The sequence below is a fragment of the Nodularia harveyana UHCC-0300 genome, from assembly GCF_034931085.1.
Taxonomy (GTDB): domain Bacteria; phylum Cyanobacteriota; class Cyanobacteriia; order Cyanobacteriales; family Nostocaceae; genus Nodularia; species Nodularia harveyana.
In genome coordinates this window covers 131,762-151,668 of record NZ_JAYGHG010000005.1, presented here as the reverse complement: position 1 = coordinate 151,668, position 19,907 = coordinate 131,762, and the positions used below count along the sequence as shown (strand labels likewise).

Annotated in this window: 16 protein-coding genes and 1 pseudogene; 8 read left to right on the top strand and 9 right to left on the bottom strand. The window is 39.1% G+C overall.

Annotated features, from left to right (window positions below; translation table 11 throughout):
* Window positions 1-53: 53 nt before the first annotated feature.
* The 4 genes from VB620_RS05435 to VB620_RS05420 form a co-directional block, all read right to left on the bottom strand.
* Window positions 54-1,502, bottom strand: coding sequence for an FAD-binding domain-containing protein (locus tag VB620_RS05435; protein WP_323195120.1), 1,449 nt, complete (start codon window positions 1,500-1,502; stop codon window positions 54-56).
* 288 nt (window positions 1,503-1,790) lie between these two features.
* Entirely contained in the window at window positions 1,791-2,645 is an 855-nt protein-coding gene (locus VB620_RS05430; RefSeq protein WP_323195119.1) for a hypothetical protein, read from the bottom strand.
* A 6-nt stretch (window positions 2,646-2,651) separates the two neighbouring features.
* Entirely contained in the window at window positions 2,652-3,062 is a 411-nt protein-coding gene (locus VB620_RS05425) for a hypothetical protein (RefSeq protein WP_323195118.1), read from the bottom strand.
* A gap of 322 nt (window positions 3,063-3,384) precedes the next feature.
* Window positions 3,385-4,023, bottom strand: a complete 639-nt coding sequence (locus VB620_RS05420) for a bifunctional 4-hydroxy-2-oxoglutarate aldolase/2-dehydro-3-deoxy-phosphogluconate aldolase (protein WP_323195117.1) — start codon at window positions 4,021-4,023, stop codon at window positions 3,385-3,387.
* Window positions 4,024-4,673: 650 nt separating this feature from the next.
* Between VB620_RS05420 and VB620_RS05415 the strand changes: the two genes are divergently transcribed.
* Window positions 4,674-7,955, top strand: a complete 3,282-nt coding sequence (locus VB620_RS05415; protein WP_323195116.1) for a diguanylate cyclase domain-containing protein — start codon at window positions 4,674-4,676, stop codon at window positions 7,953-7,955.
* Window positions 7,956-8,133: 178 nt separating this feature from the next.
* Here VB620_RS05415 and VB620_RS05410 read toward each other — a convergent pair whose 3' ends face one another.
* From VB620_RS05410 to VB620_RS05400, 3 genes are all read right to left on the bottom strand, one after another.
* Entirely contained in the window at window positions 8,134-9,702 is a 1,569-nt protein-coding gene (locus tag VB620_RS05410) for a hydantoinase B/oxoprolinase family protein (protein ID WP_323195115.1), read from the bottom strand.
* A gap of 72 nt (window positions 9,703-9,774) precedes the next feature.
* On the bottom strand, window positions 9,775-9,918 hold the full coding sequence (locus tag VB620_RS05405) for a hypothetical protein (protein WP_407674181.1): 144 nt from the start codon (window positions 9,916-9,918) through the stop codon (window positions 9,775-9,777).
* Between the two features lie 125 nt (window positions 9,919-10,043).
* A complete protein-coding gene (locus VB620_RS05400; RefSeq protein WP_323195114.1) occupies window positions 10,044-12,137 on the bottom strand; it encodes a hydantoinase/oxoprolinase family protein in 2,094 nt (697 codons plus the stop codon).
* Between the two features lie 120 nt (window positions 12,138-12,257).
* Here VB620_RS05400 and VB620_RS05395 point away from each other — a divergent pair, with 120 nt between their 5' ends.
* From VB620_RS05395 to VB620_RS05375, 5 genes and pseudogenes are all read left to right on the top strand, one after another.
* Window positions 12,258-12,734: a GNAT family N-acetyltransferase gene (locus tag VB620_RS05395; RefSeq protein ID WP_323195113.1), complete on the top strand. Its 477-nt coding sequence runs from the start codon at window positions 12,258-12,260 to the stop codon at window positions 12,732-12,734.
* Between the two features lie 624 nt (window positions 12,735-13,358).
* On the top strand, window positions 13,359-13,628 hold the full coding sequence (locus VB620_RS05390) for a hypothetical protein (protein WP_323195112.1): 270 nt from the start codon (window positions 13,359-13,361) through the stop codon (window positions 13,626-13,628).
* Between the two features lie 377 nt (window positions 13,629-14,005).
* Window positions 14,006-14,356, top strand: a pseudogene (locus tag VB620_RS05385) (hypothetical protein); the annotation flags it as partial.
* 35 nt (window positions 14,357-14,391) lie between these two features.
* A complete protein-coding gene (locus VB620_RS05380) occupies window positions 14,392-14,649 on the top strand; it encodes a GNAT family N-acetyltransferase (RefSeq protein ID WP_323195180.1) in 258 nt (85 codons plus the stop codon).
* A 198-nt stretch (window positions 14,650-14,847) separates the two neighbouring features.
* The gene (locus VB620_RS05375) at window positions 14,848-15,831 is read left to right on the top strand and encodes an L-histidine N(alpha)-methyltransferase (protein WP_323195111.1); all 984 of its coding nucleotides are present in this window, start codon (window positions 14,848-14,850) and stop codon (window positions 15,829-15,831) included.
* A gap of 24 nt (window positions 15,832-15,855) precedes the next feature.
* Here the strand turns inward: VB620_RS05375 and VB620_RS05370 are convergent, their stop codons facing one another.
* Window positions 15,856-16,782, bottom strand: a complete 927-nt coding sequence (locus tag VB620_RS05370) for a type II restriction endonuclease (RefSeq protein WP_323195110.1) — start codon at window positions 16,780-16,782, stop codon at window positions 15,856-15,858.
* A gap of 19 nt (window positions 16,783-16,801) precedes the next feature.
* On the bottom strand, window positions 16,802-17,743 hold the full coding sequence (locus VB620_RS05365; protein ID WP_323195109.1) for a DNA adenine methylase: 942 nt from the start codon (window positions 17,741-17,743) through the stop codon (window positions 16,802-16,804).
* Window positions 17,744-18,020: 277 nt separating this feature from the next.
* Here VB620_RS05365 and VB620_RS05360 point away from each other — a divergent pair, with 277 nt between their 5' ends.
* On the top strand, window positions 18,021-18,716 hold the full coding sequence (locus VB620_RS05360) for a hypothetical protein (RefSeq protein WP_323195108.1): 696 nt from the start codon (window positions 18,021-18,023) through the stop codon (window positions 18,714-18,716).
* Window positions 18,717-18,768: 52 nt separating this feature from the next.
* Complete coding sequence (locus tag VB620_RS05355; protein WP_323195107.1) at window positions 18,769-19,872, top strand: DUF1822 family protein; 1,104 nt, start codon at window positions 18,769-18,771, stop codon at window positions 19,870-19,872.
* The last annotated feature ends 35 nt before the right edge of the window (window positions 19,873-19,907 follow it).

Below are 19,907 nucleotides of genomic sequence, written 5' to 3'. Positions count from 1 at the left end.
GCCATAATTTGAGCTTCTGTCTGAAAAGGTAAATTCATCCCGACAATCTTAAATCAACCCTCAGAACTGGTGAGGGTTTTTTGCTGTTGATACATTCTTTTAAATAAAGCTTGCTGCACCTTATGATCAACAATGGGCGCAGGATAGTCCGTCCCTTGTAGTTCTAATGGGGGAATTTTCCCAGATACTAAATATTCTGTATCTACAGACCGCAACTCCCAAACCCATTTCCGAATATATTCCCCTTCTGGGTCAAATTTTTGGGCTTGACTAGCAGGGTTAAAAATCCTTAACGGCTTCGGGTCCATACCACTAGAAGCACTCCATTGCCAACCGCCATTATTCGCAGATAAATCACCATCAATCAACTTCTGCATAAAGTATTTTTCTCCCCATTGAGGATTGATGATTAGATCTTTAGTTAAAAAACTCGCCACAATCATCCGACAACGGTTATGCATCCAACCACTTTCATTTAACTGACGCATGGCTGCATCAACAATGGGATAACCAGTTTTTCCCTCACACCAAGCCTGAAAATGCGTTGGGTTATTTTGCCAAGGAAAGTGTTTGAAGGTGTCGCGGTAAGCACCATCAGCCAATTGGGGAAAGTGATAAATAGCGTGTTGATAAAACTCTCGCCAAGCTAGTTCCTGCTGCCAAGTGCGGATACTGGCGGTTGTTTCTTCGCTGCGGCTATCTGCTTGGGCTGCTAAAGTGGCTTCCCAAAGGCTGCGAATCCCAATCACGCCAAACTTCAAAGCTGCACTCAGTCGAGATGTACCATCCACACCGGGAAAGTTACGCTGTTCTTGATATTCAGTGATAGTACGGGCTGTAAATTCCTCTAATTGTGATTGGGCTGCGGCTTCTCCGGGGGCAATAATTAATTCTCCATCCCAGATAAATCCTAAATCTTTAGCTGTGGGTAAGGGAATGACTCCGGCTTTTTGGGCGATTTCTTGTTCCGCCTCGGTTAATCCGGTGAGATTTTGCAGTGTTTCCACTGGTGTTGCTTTGGGTTTGCTACTCCAGTTTTTCCAGAAGGGAGTGTAAACTGTGTAAGGACTTTTCCCACCTGTAAAAATCTCCTGTGGTGTGTGTAGTAGCTGATCCCAATTTTGCTGTAGAAATGTAATGCCTTGAGCTTTCAGGATATCAATGATTGTGCGATCGCGTGTTTGAGAATATGGTTCGACATCCCAACTCCAAAATACAGCTTGGGCTTTTAACGCCACCGCTAAAGCTGGTATAGTTTCTACCGGATTGCCACGCAAAATTAATAATTGACTACCGGCTGCTGCATATTGCTGTTGTAATTCTTGTAAACAGCCAATCATATAGGTAACTCTCGCCGGGGCGACATCATCTGCTTCCAGAATCTGGGGGTCAAGGCAAAAAACCCCCACCACCTTTGCACTCTGCTTTCTGGCGGCTGCTAGTCCTGTATGGTCAGAAATACGTAAATCACGACGATGCCAAAACAAAATTAACTCAGACATTCCACATCCATCATAGTTCGCTTGTACTAGCTTAGACTGTCATGGCATCCTTGACTATGATTCTGGTTGAAAATCTGATTAATCCCCAATTATCAAGATATCTATCGGAATTATCGTTTATTAAAGCCTACCTCATAGCAATTTGATATAAAGCACAGAATCATCAAATCTTCATCTGCGCCCATCTGCGTCCATCTGCGTTCAACTATTCTTGAAATCTGAGAACAGAAGTAAAATCCGAATTTACAAAGTTATTTTTGATAAATGCCATAGTAATTTCCCAAAAATTTATGATCTGGCAATAATTTTACTCTCTGAAGGATGCTTGTAATGGGGTTGATTAATGCTTGAACATAAATAGTCAAAGGAATTATCAGTATGTTGCAGTTGCATATTCCGGGGTGCATTTAAAGCAATGACAGCATCTCCAATCTTTTCACAACGTTTGCAGTCACAGGCTGCTGCTCCTTGATCTAATATTTCTTTTAAATTATTGGTAATATTGATAAATCCTCTAGTATTTGAGTTTTTGGGGAGTTGAGAAGCAATTTGGATAAGTTGCTCAATTTCTGAACGGTATTGTACTAACAAAAATTGGTCAATCTGACATTTACTGCGACAATTTTTTACATCTCCAAATTCATCAGCAAACTGTTTTAATCCAGCAGCCAGATTTTGCAAATCAAGGGTAAGGGGTACAAGGGCGCGGTTACAGGTGGTAGAATCTGTATTGGTATTATTAAACTTTTTCCTGAGTAGAAGTTCAAAACGTTTAATATAAATTCCTAAAATAGAGATGGCTTTTTCTTTATCTTGGGGACTACTAAAGTTGAGTTGGTGGGTGCTAAAAAGTTGGGGAATAAGTTGTAAAATAGCTTTAAGTTCGCTGGTTTTAAATCTATTGCTCCACAGTGCGATCGCGTCTCCAATATTGTTTATAGTTTCCAGGCGCAGCACAAAATAGAAGGAAATAAGATTAATTAAGTAACTGCGCCTCATTTCCATATATACGTAATTAGAAATATAAAGCTTTTGGTCAGTAAAATGAGATTTAAAATACTGCTTATAGATTTGTGTGCCTAACAGTAAAGAACGTAAAACTGATGTATCTAGAAAGTGTTGAAGAATAGATTTATTATCCATTTGTTATTATTCTTCGTCTTTACCCATATCCAGATTTTCATCAATTTGAACTCCGAATGGTAGGGTATCAAAGCCTAAGTATTCTAAAGTTAAAATTGCTGTTTCAACTGATGAATTATTGATTATTTCTTGATTTACTATGGATGTAAGTAATTCACAAACTCCCTGGTACTGACTGGCAGTATAGTCAATCCAACGGTTAGAATATGCTAGTGCATCATGTAAAGCCATTAGCACTTCTGTATAGGGGTCAAACGGTAATTTGTCACGCATAACACGCATAGTCCGCAGTAGGTTATCTGCATAAATAGATGCTATTGGTTCTCCAGCGCAAGAGGAGAGTTTTTGTAAATCTACCAAGATGGCTTTGGTCATTTCTATTCCTGAAATTTGTAAAACATTCTGCTCAATATTCATTATTTTTTGAGATTTTACATTAGCTATTGCTTTCTATTTTAATACATATAGCGAGACAGTTTTAAGTAAGTCGGCACAAATAAACCTAACTATGTAACAAAAGGTAAAATCCTCACAACCCTTGTGATTGCTTCGTTTCACTGCGTTCCACTCGTAATGACATACATTGAAATTTTCACGCCGACTTACTTAGCATTTGTTGAACAGAGGCAAATAGAAGGCTACATTTCAGCGTTAACTATTAGTAACCTTTAGTATTGTAGATGGATGGGTTCTTAATTAGAGGGGAACTCAGTTCAGTGATTCACTCGATCAAAAGTAATTATCTAGGATTTAATCGTTGTTTGAGTTCATGGGCTTGGGAGGCGATCGCCCGCCAATTTTCTGCCTTTACCAGCCGTTCGGGAAATAATTGTCCACTCAAACCCACTGCGATCGCCCCAGCTGCAATAAATTCCTGAGCATTTTCTATAGTCACTCCCCCGGTGGGAATCAAGGGAATTGTACTCAGTGGCCCCTGTAAACTTTTAATATAATTCACCCCTCCCACTCCTTGGACGGGAAACACCTTCACACAGCTAGCACCATGATTCCAAGCAGTGATAATTTCTGTGGGAGTTAACGCACCGGGAATAATCGGGATACCTTGGGCTACTGCGGCCTGAATCATCGCTGTATCCACGTGGGGAGTAAAGAGAAATTGCGCCCCAGATGCGATCGCCTCTTGTAATTCCTCGACATTCAACAGCGTCCCCGTACCAATGATACAATTTGGTAATTCCCCACGTAATTGACTAATTAATTTCCCTGGGAGATCGCAATTCCAAGTAATTTCAATCAACCCCATACCCCCAGCCGCCGCCGCCCTAGCCATGTTTGCAGCTAACTGAATATCTGAAGCGCGAATAACTGCGATCGCTCGGTGCTGTTGCAACTGTGATAACCAAACTTGATCAGGCATTGATGTGATTTTGATACAGAGTCATTATTATCGCCAATTTTTGCCCAATCAAATTTAGCTACTCCATCGGGCTAGTATCATGCAACCTTAGATAGATGGAATTAGATGTGGAGATTTCTAAGCTGAATTTATCAGAAATATCACAGATGTTGAAGGGGATAATATTTAACCGGCGCGGTGAATTGAAATTTCCGCACCCTGGGATAGTTTTCAATAATTAATTCTTCTACTTGACGCAACTATTACTAATGTATTTCACCGATTGCGTGGATATGTATAGTAGTTAACAGACACAGGTCTACTAAAAAGCATTCTAATTAATTAGAGGTTAAAAGAGGTTAAAATGGGAAATTAGTTATTCATAGGGTTAAATATATCTAGAGTATAATTTTCTCTCCCATTCTATCCATTACAAAAACTGGAAACCTTTATTTTACAAGGGGGATTCCTGCACAAAAAAGTAATTAATTAAATTATTTCTACATCCTACCTCTATCGGGTGGGGGGCATATCAAAAATATTCAGAACTAAATGCCAGAACTAAGGTTGTATTCCTGCAATCTTTCCGTTATTCTGTGATATTACAATAATTATATTAAATGAATTTTTTTAGCAATTTTTTCGGGATAATAAATTAAAGTTACATTCTTATGCCTGCAATCATGTTTAATCGCTTACCGGGTGGTCAAGTTAACTTTCAGTCAATCATGTCTCAACTCAGGATGTTGGCTGTAGGAATTTACCCATCATCTCAATTGAGCGAAATGCTGAACATGATTGTTGCAGAAGTAAGGAATACTCTAGCAAGCGATCGCGCAGTAATATATCGAATTTTAGCAGATGGTGACGGCATAGTAGAAGCAGAATCTGTGGGTCCCCAATGGATACCCATTAAGGGGCAATTAATTTATAATTATTGTTGTCAAAATAAATGGATAAAGGAATATCAAGAAGGAAAATTTAGTACCGTTGAAAATATATTAACTCATCCCCTTGACCCCTGTTGCCAAGAGTTATTTAATCAATTACAAATTCAAGCTAACTTAGTCGTACCCATTTTAGTTAATCGTCGGCAAATTGCTAGTAACTGCTCCTCATCTACTGATATATGGGGTTTGCTAATTGCCCATCAGTGCAGTAGTCCCCGGCAATGGAGTTCATTAGAAATTGAGTTTTTACAACTGTTAGCGACACAACTAGGAACAGCCATCCAACCAGTTAAACAGGATCAAAAAAATGCTGCTAGGCGATCGCCACAACAGCAAAAACTCAAAAACTTCTCTAGTTCTCCCACAGATCAGCAAAATGAAAAAGTATCAGCCAATATTATCTCAGCCACAGACTTGAGAGCATTTGACAGATTACAAACACCGATTTGGATTTATGATCTAGAAAACTACCAAATGTGGTGGGTCAACAAAGCATCTCTGTATCTGTGGAATGCCACCAGTAAAGAAGAATTACTCAACCGAAACTTTAGTGATATTTCAGAAGCTACCCAGATTCGGCTCAAAAGTTATTTAGATAAATTTCAGCAAGGCAAAACCGTCAGCGAAAACTGGACATTTTATCCCCAAGGGCAACCCGTTACTGTCAGTTGTCTCTTATCAGGAGTGGAAATTGAACCTGGGTGCATAATGATGTTGGTGGAAGCCACCCAACTCTCCCATGATATCGCCCCAGAAATTCTCCGAGGGATGGAAGCACTGTATCACACAAGTTTAATGATTTCCGTGTACACAATGGATGGTGTACCTCTGATGCAGAACCCAGCCGCCCTAGATTGTTATGGGGATACTCAAAACCCCAGCCTTGCTAACGAGAATATTTGGTTACGCCGCTTTGTTGATCGGAGTGTGGGAAAACAGGCAATAGCCGCCATTAATTTAGGTGAAATTTTTCATGTAGAAACCCAAGTGTTTACAACCAAAGGGATACGCTGGCATAACATAGATATACGCAGCACCCTTGATCCAGTTACAGGTAATTCTCTGATGCTGGTAAACGAAAAGGATATCACCAAACAACTAGTGGCAATGGCAGAGCAACAGGTTGCAGAACAGGAATTGCGCTGGCAAGAAGCCTTTTTGCGTTCCATGACCGATAGTTCTTTGCTAGCATTTTTGGTTGTGGATAATCGCACCGACGAAATTCTCTATTTTAACCACCGCTTTTGTGAAATTTGGGGTCTGGAACATCTAGAATCCGATATGCGGCTGGGAGCGATCAAAAGTAATGACATTATTTCCTATTGCGTGAATTTAATTGCTGATGTGCCAGCATTTGCGAAAATTTGTAACCCATTAAAATCTGTAGATAATCGTTCCATTATTGAAGATAAAATTGCATTTGTGGATGGTCGGACAATTCGCCGCTTTTCTAGCCAAATTCGGGATAATCAAGACCGCTATTTGGGGCGACTATACATTTTTGAAGATATCAGCGATCGCATACAGGCAGAAATCGCCATTAGAGATAGTGAAGAACGCTATCGTTCCGTAATTGCAGCAATGGCAGAAGGTATTATTCTACAAAAAGCCGATGGCCGGATTACCGCCTGTAACGAAAGTTCAGAGGAGATTTTAGGGTTAACAGCTGACCAAATGATTGGGCGAACCTGCGTCGATCCCATTTGGAAAAGCATCCACGAAGATGGTACGGATTTTCCCGGTGAAACCCATCCCATTAGTGTCACCTTAAGGACTGGAGAACCTCAGTATAACGTGATTATGGGGATTTATAAACCCGATGGTAAGCTCACATGGATTTCGGTTAATTCCCAACCATTATTTCGTCGAGATGAATCAACACCCTATGCTGCATTAGCATCATTTACAGATATCACCATTCGCAAAGAGGCTCAAAAAGCACTGCAACAACAAGTAAAACAGGAACAGATGATTTATGCGATCGCCGAAAAAATCCGTCATTCCTTAGATTTATCGGAAATATTAAACACAACAGTAGCCGAAGTTAGAGATTTTTTACACACTGACCGCGTGATCATCTACCGTTTTAACCCAAATTGGAGTGGCTTAGTAGTCTCAGAATCTGTAGCCCCAGAATACAAAGCAATGTTAGACATGGAGATTACAGACACTTACTTTGTCGAAACAGCAGCAGAGCCATATCAACAAGGTAAAATTAAAGTCGCCTCCGATATTTACACCATGGCATTTAGCGATTGTCATCTACAGTTATTAGAAAAATGCCAAGTCAGATCCAAGCTAGTTGTCCCCATTATTCAAGATAAGAACCTTTGGGGTCTATTAATTGCCCACCATTGTAGAGGTCCACGTCAGTGGCAAACTTGCGAAAGTTCACTCCTGGAAAAATTAGCATTACAGGTGGGAATCGCCATTCAACAATCAGAACTTCATCAACAGTTGCAAACTGCCAACCAGCATCTGGCAAATTTAGCAATGGTCGATCAATTAACCCAACTTGCTAATCGCCGCAGTTTTGATGAAAAATTGAATTCCCTATGGCAACAACTCCTGAGAAAACCAGGTTTGATAACACTATTACTCTGCGACATTGACCACTTCAAAGAATATAATGACACCTATGGTCATGCCGTGGGTGATGATTGTTTACGCCTTGTGGGTCAAGCCTTCAAAAAAAGCGTTAAACGGAGTACAGATTTAGCAGCCCGTTATGGTGGCGAAGAATTTGTGGTGATCTTAGCCAATACTGATACTAATGGCGGTGTTACAGTCGCCCAAAAAATTCATAAAGCCATTCAACAGATCAAAATTCCCCACAGTGCATCATCTGTCAGCCCTTATATCACCCTCAGTATAGGAATTGCCACAATCACACCGACACCAGGGATGGTTCCCTTAGACTTGATTTCCGCCGCAGATGCAGCCCTTTATCAAGCCAAAAGCCAAGGACGCAATCGTTACGTTGTGCTTGAAACCGAAACATAGCCGCCCTCAGACAATATTTATAGCAACCGCCAAAGAGGTTAGGACAGAAACAGATAATGAAATCCTCACAATTAAAGAGTTTCGTTTCGAGCCTATTCCCGGACACTGAGCGGCTTGTACTGAGCGAAGTCGAAGTAAGCCGAAGTGCTATTCCCTATTCCCTGTTCCCCGTTCCCTGCTATACCTCTGAAGACACAGAACCAAAACCCCCACCCCCAGGAGTTTCAATCACAAACACATCCCCAGCTTCCATTTCCGCAGTCGCCGTACTCTGTAGATCTTCGTCCCTACCATCATCACGTTGTATCCAGTTGCGTCCTACTTTTCCCGGTTTCCCACCATCTAATCCCAAAGGAGGAACCAAACGATGGCTAGAGAGAATATTTGCTGTCATCGGTTCTAAAAAGCGGATACGCCGAACTACCCCATTACCACCGCAATATTTACCCTGACCGCCGCTATCAGGACGCAGACTAAAACTTTCCACCAACACAGGATAACGGGTTTCTAAAACTTCTGGGTCAGTCAAACGGGAATTAGTCATGTGGGTATGCACTGCATCAGTCCCATCAAAATTAACTCCCGCACCAGAACCACCGCAAATAGTTTCATAATATTGATAACGCTGATTTCCAAAAGTAAAATTATTCATCGTTCCCTGAGAACCAGCCATCACACCCAACGCAGCATATAAAGCATCGACAATGGTTTGGGAAGTTTCCACATTACCCGCTACCACTGCGGCTGGGTAAGTGGGATTTAGCATACAACCCACCGGCACAATTATTTCTAAAGGTTTCAGACACCCAGCATTCAGAGGAATATTATCATCAACCAAAGTCCGAAACACATATAAAACTGCGGCTTGGGTGACAGCTTTTGGCGCATTAAAGTTACTATTTAGCTGGGGAGATGTGCCATTAAAATCAATTTTTGCACCGCGATGTTCTCTGTTAATTGTAACATTAACTTGAATGTTTGCCCCATTATCCATTATATAATTAAATGAGCCATCTTTGAGGAGATTTATCGCTCGTCTCACCGATTCTTCGGCATTGTCTTGGACAAACTTCATGTAAGCTTGAACTGTCTCAACACCGTATTGAACAACCATTTTCTGGAGTTCTTGCACTCCTCTAGAATTAGCCGCAATTTGAGCTTTAAAATCAGCAATATTTTGGTCAGGGTTCCGCGCCGGATAGGAATGATTTAACAGTATTCTTCTCACATCATTTTCTTGAAATCTTCCCTGATTTACTAACAAGAAATTATCAAATAAAATGCCTTCTTCTTCTACTGTAGTGCTGTGGGGAGGCATGGAACCAGGGGTAATACCACCGATATCGGCTTGGTGTCCACGAGAAGCGACGTAAAACAGGGGAGTTGAGGTGTGAGTATCTTCCAGGAAAACAGGAGTAATAGCAGTGACATCTGGGAGGTGCGTTCCGCCGTTATAGGGATTATTCGATAAATATACGTTTCCTGGTTGAATGGTGTCGCCTTGATCATTAATTAAGCTGCGGACACTTTCACTCATTGAGCCTAAGTGTACGGGAATATGGGGGGCGTTGGCTACTAATAATCCAGAAGTGTCAAAAATAGCGCAGGAGAAATCTAGGCGTTCTTTGATGTTTACTGATGCGGCTGTGTTTTGCAGCACGATTCCCATTTGTTCGGCGATGAATTGATAGAGGTTTTTGAAGATTTCTAAGCGGACGGGATCGGGTTGAGATGTATTAGTGTACATTTTTTAATCCTATTTAGACTTGTGACATTTAAATTGGCGAAGATTTATTGTTAATAGAACTTGTTTTTTAATTCAAGGTAAATAATGAATCATCCCCCAGTGATTTTGATGTATACTATGAGTGATTTGTCCACAGAAGAGACGAGTCCAATGATTCACCTCTTTTTCTATTGTTATAGTTATTTCTTCACCTTGAATTTTATCGGGAAGATTCATTTTTTTCTCTTCCTCTGTGATCTCTGCGTCTCTGTGGTTCGTTTAAAAAAAATCCCTTCAAAAATCAAACAAGACTCCCATATTTAGATTATATTACCTAGCCATAAATGTGCTGAACACAATGATCAACGCTGTAAAACTAAATGATTGCGTTCAGTTAATCTGGCTTGCCAATTTGGTTCAACTATAATTGTGCTAATTTTTTCTACAATAATTGCTGAACCATTAATACTATCTCCTGCTTGTAAATCTTCTCGCCGATAAACTGGTGTATCATGCCATTGATTATCTGTAAACATTCTGACTGTTTCCACAGGTTTGGGTGCTTCGTTTATAGGACGGGTACGTTTAATTAAAGGTTCTTCAGGTGTATCCATTTTCTGAATTACTTCTACTGAGACAGATTCGATAATTAAGGTTTTTTCTGGTTGAATGAAACCGTAGCGATTTTGATGTTCTATCTCAAATTCTGTTCGCATAGTTGCTATATCTGAGGCAAAATTGATATTTAAGGTGGAGTTAGTTCCGGCATATTTTAAGTTCAGTTTTTTTAACACTGACTCTTCTCCGTTGACACCTTCTGAGGTTAATTGATTTCTACATTGAATTTCTAATGTCGCCATTAGTTCCTGTAGTTGGGGTATTAATTCTGGGGTTAAGGGTTGTTCTACTCCTTTTTCTCTCATGGCACGGATATCAGCTAATCCCATTCCATAAGCCGATAAAACCCCGGCGTAAGGGTGTAAAAATATGGTTTTCATGCCTAATGTATCGGCGATTAAACAGGCTACTTGCGCCCCAGCACCACCAAAACAACAAAGGGTATATTGGCTAACGTCATAACCTCTTTGAAGACTAATTTTTTTAATGGCATTTGCCATATTTTCCACTGCAATGGCGATAAATCCGGCTGCGACTTCTTCAGGTGTACGCTGATTTCCGGTAACTGCTGCGATTTCTTGGGATAATTCGCTAAATTTTTCCAGAACAATTTGTTTATCTAAAGGTAAATTACCATCAATTCCAAAAACGGAGGGGAAGTATTGGGGGTGAATTTTTCCTAACATCACATTAGCATCTGTTACTGTTAATTTACCACCCCGGCGATAACAAGCTGGTCCGGGATTTGACCCGGCTGATTCTGGTCCCACACGATAACTAGAACCATCAAAAAATAGTATGGAACCACCACCTGCTGCTATGGTATTAATTGCTAATACGGGAACTCGCATTCTCGCGCCAGCAATTTCGGAGTCTAGTTGGCGTTCATATTCTCCTTTAAAATGGGCAACATCTGTACTGGTTCCCCCCATGTCAAAGGTAATTACTAATTCAAATCCGGCTCTTTTACTAGTTTGAACTGCGCCGACTATTCCCCCCGCCGGTCCACTTAATATACTATCTTTGCCTTGAAATTGTGAGGCTGCAACTAAGCCGCCGTCGGATTTCATAAACATTAATTTAACTTGGGGTAATTGCTTGGCTACTTGGTTGACGTACCGCCGCAAAATTGGGGTTAAATAAGCATCAACTACGGTTGTATCGCCCCGGCTAACTATTTTCATTAGGGGACTAACTTGATGAGATATAGATATCTGTGTAAAACCGATTTCTTGGGCTATTTGGGCTATTTGTTGTTCGTGTTGGGGGTAGCGATCGCTATGCATGAAAACTATGGAACAACTGCGAATACCTTTGTGGTAAACTGTTTGTAAATCCTGTTTAACTTGGGCAATATTTACAGGTTGTAATTCTACACCTTGGGCGTTGTAACGTTCATCTACCTCAATGACTTCTTCATATAACATTGTGGGTAAAATTATATTACGGGCGAAGATATTAGGACGATTTTGATAGCCAATTCTTAAGGCATCTTTAAAGCCTTTGGTAATCAGAAGCACGACGCGATCGCCTTTTCTTTCTAAAAGGGCATTTGTCGCTACGGTAGTCCCCATTTTTACTACTTCTATGGCTGTGGTGGGAATGGGTTCATTAGTTCCCAGACTCATGATATCCCTAATACCTTGAATTGCGGCATCTTGATATTGTTCGGGATTTTCAGACAGTAGTTTATAGACTATCACCCATTGCTGATGAGGAATAGGAACGATTAAAAACCGTTGGGGATGCTGGGATAGTTTCTGAATAATTGTCTGCTGATCAGTGACAGCAACTATATCTGTGAACGTACCGCCTCTATCTGCAAAAAATTTGAGCATAGCGCATTTATGTAATGGTCTAAATGTAGAATAATACTATTTGGTTATGATAAGGGATTTTCTTCTATTGTTTTGTTTTATAATTTTTCAGGTTTTAAATTCAGAAAATAGACATAAATTATGAAAGTCAGAAGGTATGAAATAGGAGATACGGCAGAAATTATTCAATTGTTCTATGATACTATTCACGAGGTGAATATTCATGATTATACGCCAGAACAAATTGATGCTTGGACTTCAGTCAATATGGATGTTGCTGTGTGGATAGATAGTTTAAGCAGTAAGTTTACTTATGTGGCGGAAGATGATGGGCAAATTATTGGTTTTGGGGAACTGGAGACTAATGGACATATTGACCGCTTTTATTGCCATAAGGATTTTCAAGGTCAAGGTGTGGGTAGTAAAATTTTAGAGCAAATTGAATTAACAGCTAGCAATTTACAGATTAACAGGTTATTTTTGGAAGCTAGTATTACGGCTAAACCTTTTTTTTATAGGAGGAATTTTATGGTGGTGAAGCAGCAGGAGGTGGAACGTAAAGGACAAAAGTTGATTAATTTTGTGATGGAGAAAATGTTAGAACTAAATAAGAGTTAAACCAGCAGTGTTGAATCCTGCAACAAAACTTTACTATTTCTGCGTTTTACCCAGATAAAATCCCTTATTCATTGAGAATAGAGTCATTAAATTCGCAAATTTGGTATGACCAATGCATAATTTGGATGTGCAGACATTGCCTCAAGCCGCAAAAGATATCAAAGGTTAACTTAGTAGTTGTGGTGAGAGATATACTTAAAGGGGGGGGAGCAACTTGATACTGATATCATTTAGAGCTTACGCATAATCTACGTTTTCTTGGCGGTATGCGCTTCGCGCACGCTACGCGAACGATAAATCAAGATTTTTGGCAATTGTTGCGTAAATCCTGTCATGTCAAAGCTGTGAAATCCCAAGTTAGACAGCCGATAGGAGTATAAAAATTAATATTTAATTCCTTAAAAATTAATTAACAATAGAAACCCTCCTAAAGGCAAAGGAAAAAAGTTCCAGGACTCTTTGTGTTAACCAAAATTAAATCAAAATCCTCTCAGAATGTGGTTTAAACTACCCTATGAGATAGAAGCCTTAAGATAAAATTGAGATGGGGATATCAAAAGACTTAATGCTATCAGCATTTGTGCCTTTTATACAGCCCTATTTTACCTCATTATAGGAAAAACAATGCGCCCAGAATCAGCGAAGGTAATCTTATGGGAAGAGAAACAAAAAGATTATGTAAAAAAATTCTATGACCTCCAATTCATTCCCAGAATTGGCGAAGAAATTTACCTGAATAAGGAAAATTGGCGAGTCACCAGAATTGAGCATGATGTGGAAGTGAATGAGGTAAATATCTATATGGAATTAATCAAAAAAGTGAAGACTGAGAAATTATCGAATACAGCAGGAAATAGGGAGCAAGGAACAGGGAAAAGGCTTGAAAATCATTAATTGACTGTTTCTGTCCTCATCTCCTTAGCGGTTGCTATACCTAGATAAATACTGAGCGATCGCGTAGTTTTCACTCAGAAATCCTGCGGATATAAAAAACAGGGACTGCACGCCACAATATACTGCGGCACTACAGTATTTAGTCCTGGAAAATCTCTACCGCTAGTTAGAATACCTAGCCTTTTTTTTTGCATAGTTTTATTTATTTTTTCTCTTGGCTTAAGTATCTGTTAGGGAGATGAGAATTAACCACGAAGACACGCAGGAAAAAAGAGGAAGGAAGAAATAAACTTTATTTATTTTTTTTACAGTTTTCCCTAATTATCTTTTCTCGTTCTAATTAATTGCTACCTGATCAGGTCGTGGATGTTATTACTCGCAGTGGTTTAAGGGGACGAGGTGGTGCTGGTTATCCTACGGGTTTGAAATGGGCGACTGTGGCGAAAGCATTAGGGGAACGGAAATTTGTGATTTGTAACGCCGATGAAGGTGATCCGGGGGCGTTTATGGATCGCAGTGTCTTGGAAAGTGACCCCCACCGGGTTTTAGAAGGAATGGCGATCATCACAAATCCCACCCAAACAGCCGAACAATTGAAACCCTACGCAGAGATGCCTGGTAAACCGATTTTAGCAAGTTGGATGGGAGGCGCAGACATCGCCGCCAGGGAAATGATTCTCAATAGTAACCAAATTCCTACATATCCTTATCCTGATACTGCGGCGTAGAATTTCATCAAACACTCTCAGAAGAAAGCGTTTACCTGCGTTACTTCCACCTAATTAAACTGCAATCGAGAGTCCGCCATGAAAGACTAATCCGTATCTGTTTCATCGACTATGATCGAGAAATAGCCCTAGTAGTAGAACATCAAAATCGGCAAACTCAGAAACCAGAAATTTTAGCAGTAGGTCGCCTCAGTAAATTACATAATACAAACACCGCAGAATTTGCTATTCTGGTATGCGATCGCCATCAAAGTCAAGGCATAGGAACCGAACTACTCAAAAAATTACTATAAATTAGTCGCCAAGAAAAACTCCAGAGAATTACAGCCGATATCCTCCGTGAAAATCAAGCCATGCAAAAAATTTGTCAAAAACTAGGTTTCAGCATCCACCCCACCGCCAAACCCTCCATAATCCAAGCCCAATCTTAACCTCTCCGCGCCTCTGCGCCTCTGCGTGATATAAATATAAATCTTCTCCCTCTATAAAAAATGCCTAAAGAAACCTTAGAATTTCTATCTTCCCCCAAAGAACTATTAGAATTAATAGAAGCACTAGAAAACAGCAGAGAAATTCCCGTCAAATACGCTTACAGAGGGAGAGGTGCAACAGTTTGGGATAACTTTTATCAAAAATATGTTGTTCCCAAATGGTATCAACCAAACAACGTAGAAATTGAGTTATTACAGAATAATTTTAACTATCTAAACGGCAGTTATCAAAATTGCCCAAGCCTGAATATTATAGATGTCGGTGCGGGTAACTCCTATCCAGTGAAAAAATATATTTCCCAACTGGATAAACTAGGAAAAATCAATCAATACCTAGCCTTAGATATTAGCGAAGAACTGCTGAAAGTATCCCAAGCAAACATTCAGAAATGGTTTCCTAAAATTGCATATAGCAGTTACACAGTGGATATAGAAACCAGTGCTATTCCTGGGGAGATGTGGAAAAAAAATCCTGCTGAAGATGTCGCCAATATATTTTTACATTTAGGCGTAACCATTGGCAATCATCGCCACAGAAATAGAGTTTGGCAAAACTTCCGCAACAGCATGAATAAAAATGATTTGCTAGTCATTACTAACGAAATAGGTAATAATTCTGCATGGGATGGACAAGCGCGGGGCGGTTGCAAATATCATGTGGAAGGAATATATCACACCCTGCAAAACAAGTTACAAATTAGGGCTGGAGATAGTCAACTTTTAAGAAGGTATGACACCAAAACAGATAGCGTAATTGCGACCATGAAATTTCTGCAAAATTACACTTTCCGGTTTAACCAATTGGGTGTAGATCAGACTGTGGAAATTGTAACAGGTGAAGAGGTGACAATTTGGCGACATCATAAACATCAAATGTCGGAATTAAGGCAAGAATTAGAAACAGCCGATTTAAAACTTGTTCATTATAGTCTGAATAAATATTCCACACATATTATGGCTATTTGTCAAGTAGTAGATAGTTAAATATTAACTTTAAATCATGAGAAATCATAAATTTTGTGTTATTAGTTCTTCTAATAGCCCATTGACGACCATATTTAGATTAAAGGTGTAATCAATATACAGAAAAGTTTCTTCTAGAGGACGAAGACTAGTTTTCCAGCCCAGACCATCTGTAACCCAAATAAATTTGTGTCCTTGTGGTGATATAAAGTCAAAAAGAGATTTATATTCTCCTGCTGTAGATTTAAGCTTAGAGCCACCTCCGCCATAAAAATTAGTTTCTAGCAAGTAAATACTATTCTGGTTTTTCACTGCGAAGTCAAAGCAGCGCTTTGATTTATCCACCTCAACTTTAATATTCCACTCTGATAATATTTTTTGAGATGTAGCTTGTGGAATCCACGAAAAATTATTTTGCTGACATATTTTACTTACTAGGGATTCTACGATAGTTTCCATTGTCTTACCACCACGGTTTTTTCTTCCATTGGTATCTAAACCTACCTCTATCCCCAGAACGTAATCAGGTATGCTTTTAATATTTTTGTTTCTAAATAAGTCTAAAACACCTGTTTTTTTGGTAAACTCTAAAATATCATCAATATCTGATTGTGTCAGCGAAGTTTTATTTTGAAAATTGAAAGATTTATAAATAAATCTACCTTTACTATAATCAGTTAATATTTGTAAACTCAGCGTTCGGCAAGCGATAAGAATAGGAATGGTAGTTATAATTTGAGGTGACTGCTGGAGTAAAGTACAAAATTCACTTTCTATATCATTTTTTCCAATTAAGTAGTTAAGTGTATTTAAGTGAATTTCTATATTATGAAATCCCTTCAAAACTTTCTGCCAATCAACAAAATAATCCCATTTAGTGATAGAGCCAGTAAGTGTATCTTTAAAAAAATCAAACACTTGATTTTCATCTGAGCAATTCAAATAAGTTTGGAATATAGGATGGAATTTCATTTCTAGTTTAAGTGACTCCTTAATAATTCATGATTAATAGTTCGTTTATTGGCTTTCTCTTTAATCCATTACTGTTTATATTACGTTTTGCTTTCACGCGCTCTATGTGATAATCAGCATAGGCTGTTTCAAAAAAATTATCATTTTCATTTTCATTCTTCGGATCAGAATTACTCAAAACTAGTAAAGCTCCTTTTTTATCTAGTTTTGTAAAGAAATCTCGCAACCTTAATTGTTCAGAATCATTAAATGTTTGTTGAGAATAAGCAGTAAAAGAAGATGTATGACTAATTGGTCTATATGGCGGGTCAAAATATACCAAAGTATCATTGTCTACAAAATTTTCACACTTGCTAAAATCTCCATGAGAAATATGAGTTCTCTGTAAAACTTGAGCAGCAGTTTTTAAGTTCTGTCTATCACATATGCTAGGTTTTTTATATTTCCCAATTGGTACATTAAAATCACCTTTGGAATTGACGCGAAAAAGTCCGTTAAAACAAGTTTTATTTAAAAAAATTAGCTGGGCTGTTCGTTCTACCCACTCTAAATTATAGGTTTGTAAATCGATATATTGTTTTCTCTGGTTAAATTGTATTCTTACATTATAAAAATATTTATTTCTTTGAATTTCATCAAAAGACAAAAATTTAGTTTCAATGTCTGATAAAATTGAAATTACATCATCTACATGATATTTAATTGTTTTATATGCTATAACTAGTTCCACATTTATATCATAAATAAATAATTCTGGAATTTGATATTTATCAGCCATATACCAAAAAACCGCACCTCCTCCTACAAAAGGCTCTACGTATTTTTTTATTGTGCCATTCAATAATTTATTGGGAAATAAATTATCCATTTGCTTAATAAGCTGGCTTTTTCCACCAGCCCATTTCAGAAAAGGTTTAGGAGGATTTGCAACTACGGGAAATGTTGACAACTTTGGAAGCATTAATTTCACTTAAACAGATATACCTGACATCATATAGTACAAAAATACCATACAGTATGGAGGTTTCACAATTAGATCTGTCATTTTTTATCCAAACATCATATGAGTTTTTTATCAAGGGTCTTGGAATTATATCGTGTCATGAAATTACATCAATTTTTATTGGTGCAAGATGTGTGCAGAGAAAATTACCTTATGTAAACTTTCGTAAAGATTAGGGTTAATCCTACTTGGGAAGATTGATAAACGCTTGAAACGTCTGTGGAGTAACCAATCTGTGCCGCCAAATTCACGAATCAACCAACTTCAAGCTGCTCTCAAAAGTTCAGTAGAGAAAAGGCGATTGCTTCAAGAGAGGGCGATTCTGCTGATGATGATGAATGATATCCCGACCCGTCAATGGCTATTTGAGCAGTGGCAAGTTTCTCACGATTCTGATGCGGTTCTCAGTCTCATCGTTGATATGATGAAATGCTCTGAGTCAATCTGGCGTGGTGGCGCAATATCCGCAGATATTTATGATGAAGCCTATTCAAAAACCTGGGTGTGGTTTATTGAACATCTCCCGACCTATAATCCCCAATTGGCAAGTTTCATCACTTGGTTCAATCACAAGCTGAGATGGATAATTATTGATATAAGTCGTCAAGCAATAAAAATATCTAGTCAAAAAATATCTATTGACAATAGCTGGATTGATCCACCTGCTCCCGATGCGGATCAATGGGACGATACCGTAGAAGATTGGCTGGCTTTAGTACAGAATAACAAAGCCTTGGTGACAAATAGAATGCAGTCAAGTCCTCACATTAACTGTGAGCTTTTATTAACTAACATTTTATGGGAACTCAAAGACAATCGAGAGTTTTCTTGGGATACTCTGGCTCTCGCCCAAGGTACTAATCCAGAAGCGTTGAGACGTTTTTGTAAGCGGCGATGTTTTCCCTGCTTTCAAACAATCTTTTCTAACTAATTCCTCAAAACAATATTCAAAACACTTTTGGCATTATGCCTCGATTCGTATCATGATTAACTTCGCTCAACAATCTACTGCTATTCCTATTGCTATTGAGCCTGATGATCGTCAGCAAGCCTTCGAGTTTGCCCAGGAGCAACCTACTACATCTAAGGCAGATCAGGTATATCGCAATACATTGGCTATTCTGGTTACACGGCGGTACTTACAGCTATTAGGGATTGAAACGTCAACGGATATTAGTCATAGCTGGCATCCTCTGAATCGGGTGATTGAGAATGTGGCTGATTTGTATGTTCCTTGTCTGCAAAATAGCTTAGAATGTCGTCCCATTGCTGGAGGCGATCGCCAATGTCTAGTCCCGGAAGAAGTGCAAACAGACCGCTTGGGGTATGTCTTTGTGCAACTTGATCCGCCTTACCAAATGGGCTACCTGGTGGGGTTTGTTGAATCCGTCTCTGTATCAGAGTTACCCCTGAGTTATCTGCGATCGCTAGATGAACTAATCGGTTTATTTTTAGACTCATCTCCAGAACCAGTATCTTTGGGTCAATGGCTAAATAATTTATTTCAACCTAGCTGGCAGCCTCCCTCAGAGCTTTTGGAGACAATGAGCCAAACTATTTTCCAAACAACCTCTTTAGTAAGAAGAGAAGATACTCTGCGAAAACGAATTGAAAATCTTTATCGTCAGCAATATCCGCAACAAGCGAATACTTTACCCAATACTGTCAACGATTCAGAAACCTTAGTTAACCTGATTGAAAACACCGCAGATGATAATATTCGCTGGCAATTAGCCGAGCTTTTGTGGGAAATAAATCCTACTCATCCGGCTTGTCCGGTGATTACCGCTAAGGATTTGGGTCTTTATTTAACAGGTCATAACTTAGCTTTAGCAATTGGCATTTTGCCCAAGCCAGATCATACTCAACTGCTCCTGGCAAGGGTTTATCCGCTAGGAGACTCTCATCATTTACCCCCAGGGTTGAAGCTCACAGGCTCAACTGAACAGGGAAATCCTTTTTTTGAAATCATAGCTCGCCAACAGGATAACTATATTCAATTCAAATTTACAGCCGAGACAGGCGATCGCTTTCGTCTACAGGTCACACTTGATGGGGCAACTTTTACTGAGTGCTTCGTGGTGTAATTATCGGCTAGTTCTAATAATTTTACTAACAATGG

What these genes read in the sequence shown, in the direction of transcription:
- VB620_RS05435 (WP_323195120.1), bottom strand. Translation starts at nt 1,502, where the DNA reads ATGTCTGAGTTAATTTTGTTTTGGCATCGTCGTGATTTACGTATTTCT.
- VB620_RS05430 (WP_323195119.1), bottom strand. Translation starts at nt 2,645, where the DNA reads ATGGATAATAAATCTATTCTTCAACACTTTCTAGATACATCAGTTTTA.
- VB620_RS05425 (WP_323195118.1), bottom strand. Translation starts at nt 3,062, where the DNA reads ATGAATATTGAGCAGAATGTTTTACAAATTTCAGGAATAGAAATGACC.
- VB620_RS05420 (WP_323195117.1), bottom strand. Translation starts at nt 4,023, where the DNA reads ATGCCTGATCAAGTTTGGTTATCACAGTTGCAACAGCACCGAGCGATC.
- VB620_RS05415 (WP_323195116.1), top strand. Translation starts at nt 4,674, where the DNA reads ATGCCTGCAATCATGTTTAATCGCTTACCGGGTGGTCAAGTTAACTTT.
- VB620_RS05410 (WP_323195115.1), bottom strand. Translation starts at nt 9,702, where the DNA reads ATGTACACTAATACATCTCAACCCGATCCCGTCCGCTTAGAAATCTTC.
- VB620_RS05405 (WP_407674181.1), bottom strand. Translation starts at nt 9,918, where the DNA reads ATGAATCTTCCCGATAAAATTCAAGGTGAAGAAATAACTATAACAATA.
- VB620_RS05400 (WP_323195114.1), bottom strand. Translation starts at nt 12,137, where the DNA reads ATGCTCAAATTTTTTGCAGATAGAGGCGGTACGTTCACAGATATAGTT.
- VB620_RS05395 (WP_323195113.1), top strand. Translation starts at nt 12,258, where the DNA reads ATGAAAGTCAGAAGGTATGAAATAGGAGATACGGCAGAAATTATTCAA.
- VB620_RS05390 (WP_323195112.1), top strand. Translation starts at nt 13,359, where the DNA reads ATGCGCCCAGAATCAGCGAAGGTAATCTTATGGGAAGAGAAACAAAAA.
- VB620_RS05375 (WP_323195111.1), top strand. Translation starts at nt 14,848, where the DNA reads ATGCCTAAAGAAACCTTAGAATTTCTATCTTCCCCCAAAGAACTATTA.
- VB620_RS05370 (WP_323195110.1), bottom strand. Translation starts at nt 16,782, where the DNA reads ATGAAATTCCATCCTATATTCCAAACTTATTTGAATTGCTCAGATGAA.
- VB620_RS05365 (WP_323195109.1), bottom strand. Translation starts at nt 17,743, where the DNA reads ATGCTTCCAAAGTTGTCAACATTTCCCGTAGTTGCAAATCCTCCTAAA.
- VB620_RS05355 (WP_323195107.1), top strand. Translation starts at nt 18,769, where the DNA reads ATGATTAACTTCGCTCAACAATCTACTGCTATTCCTATTGCTATTGAG.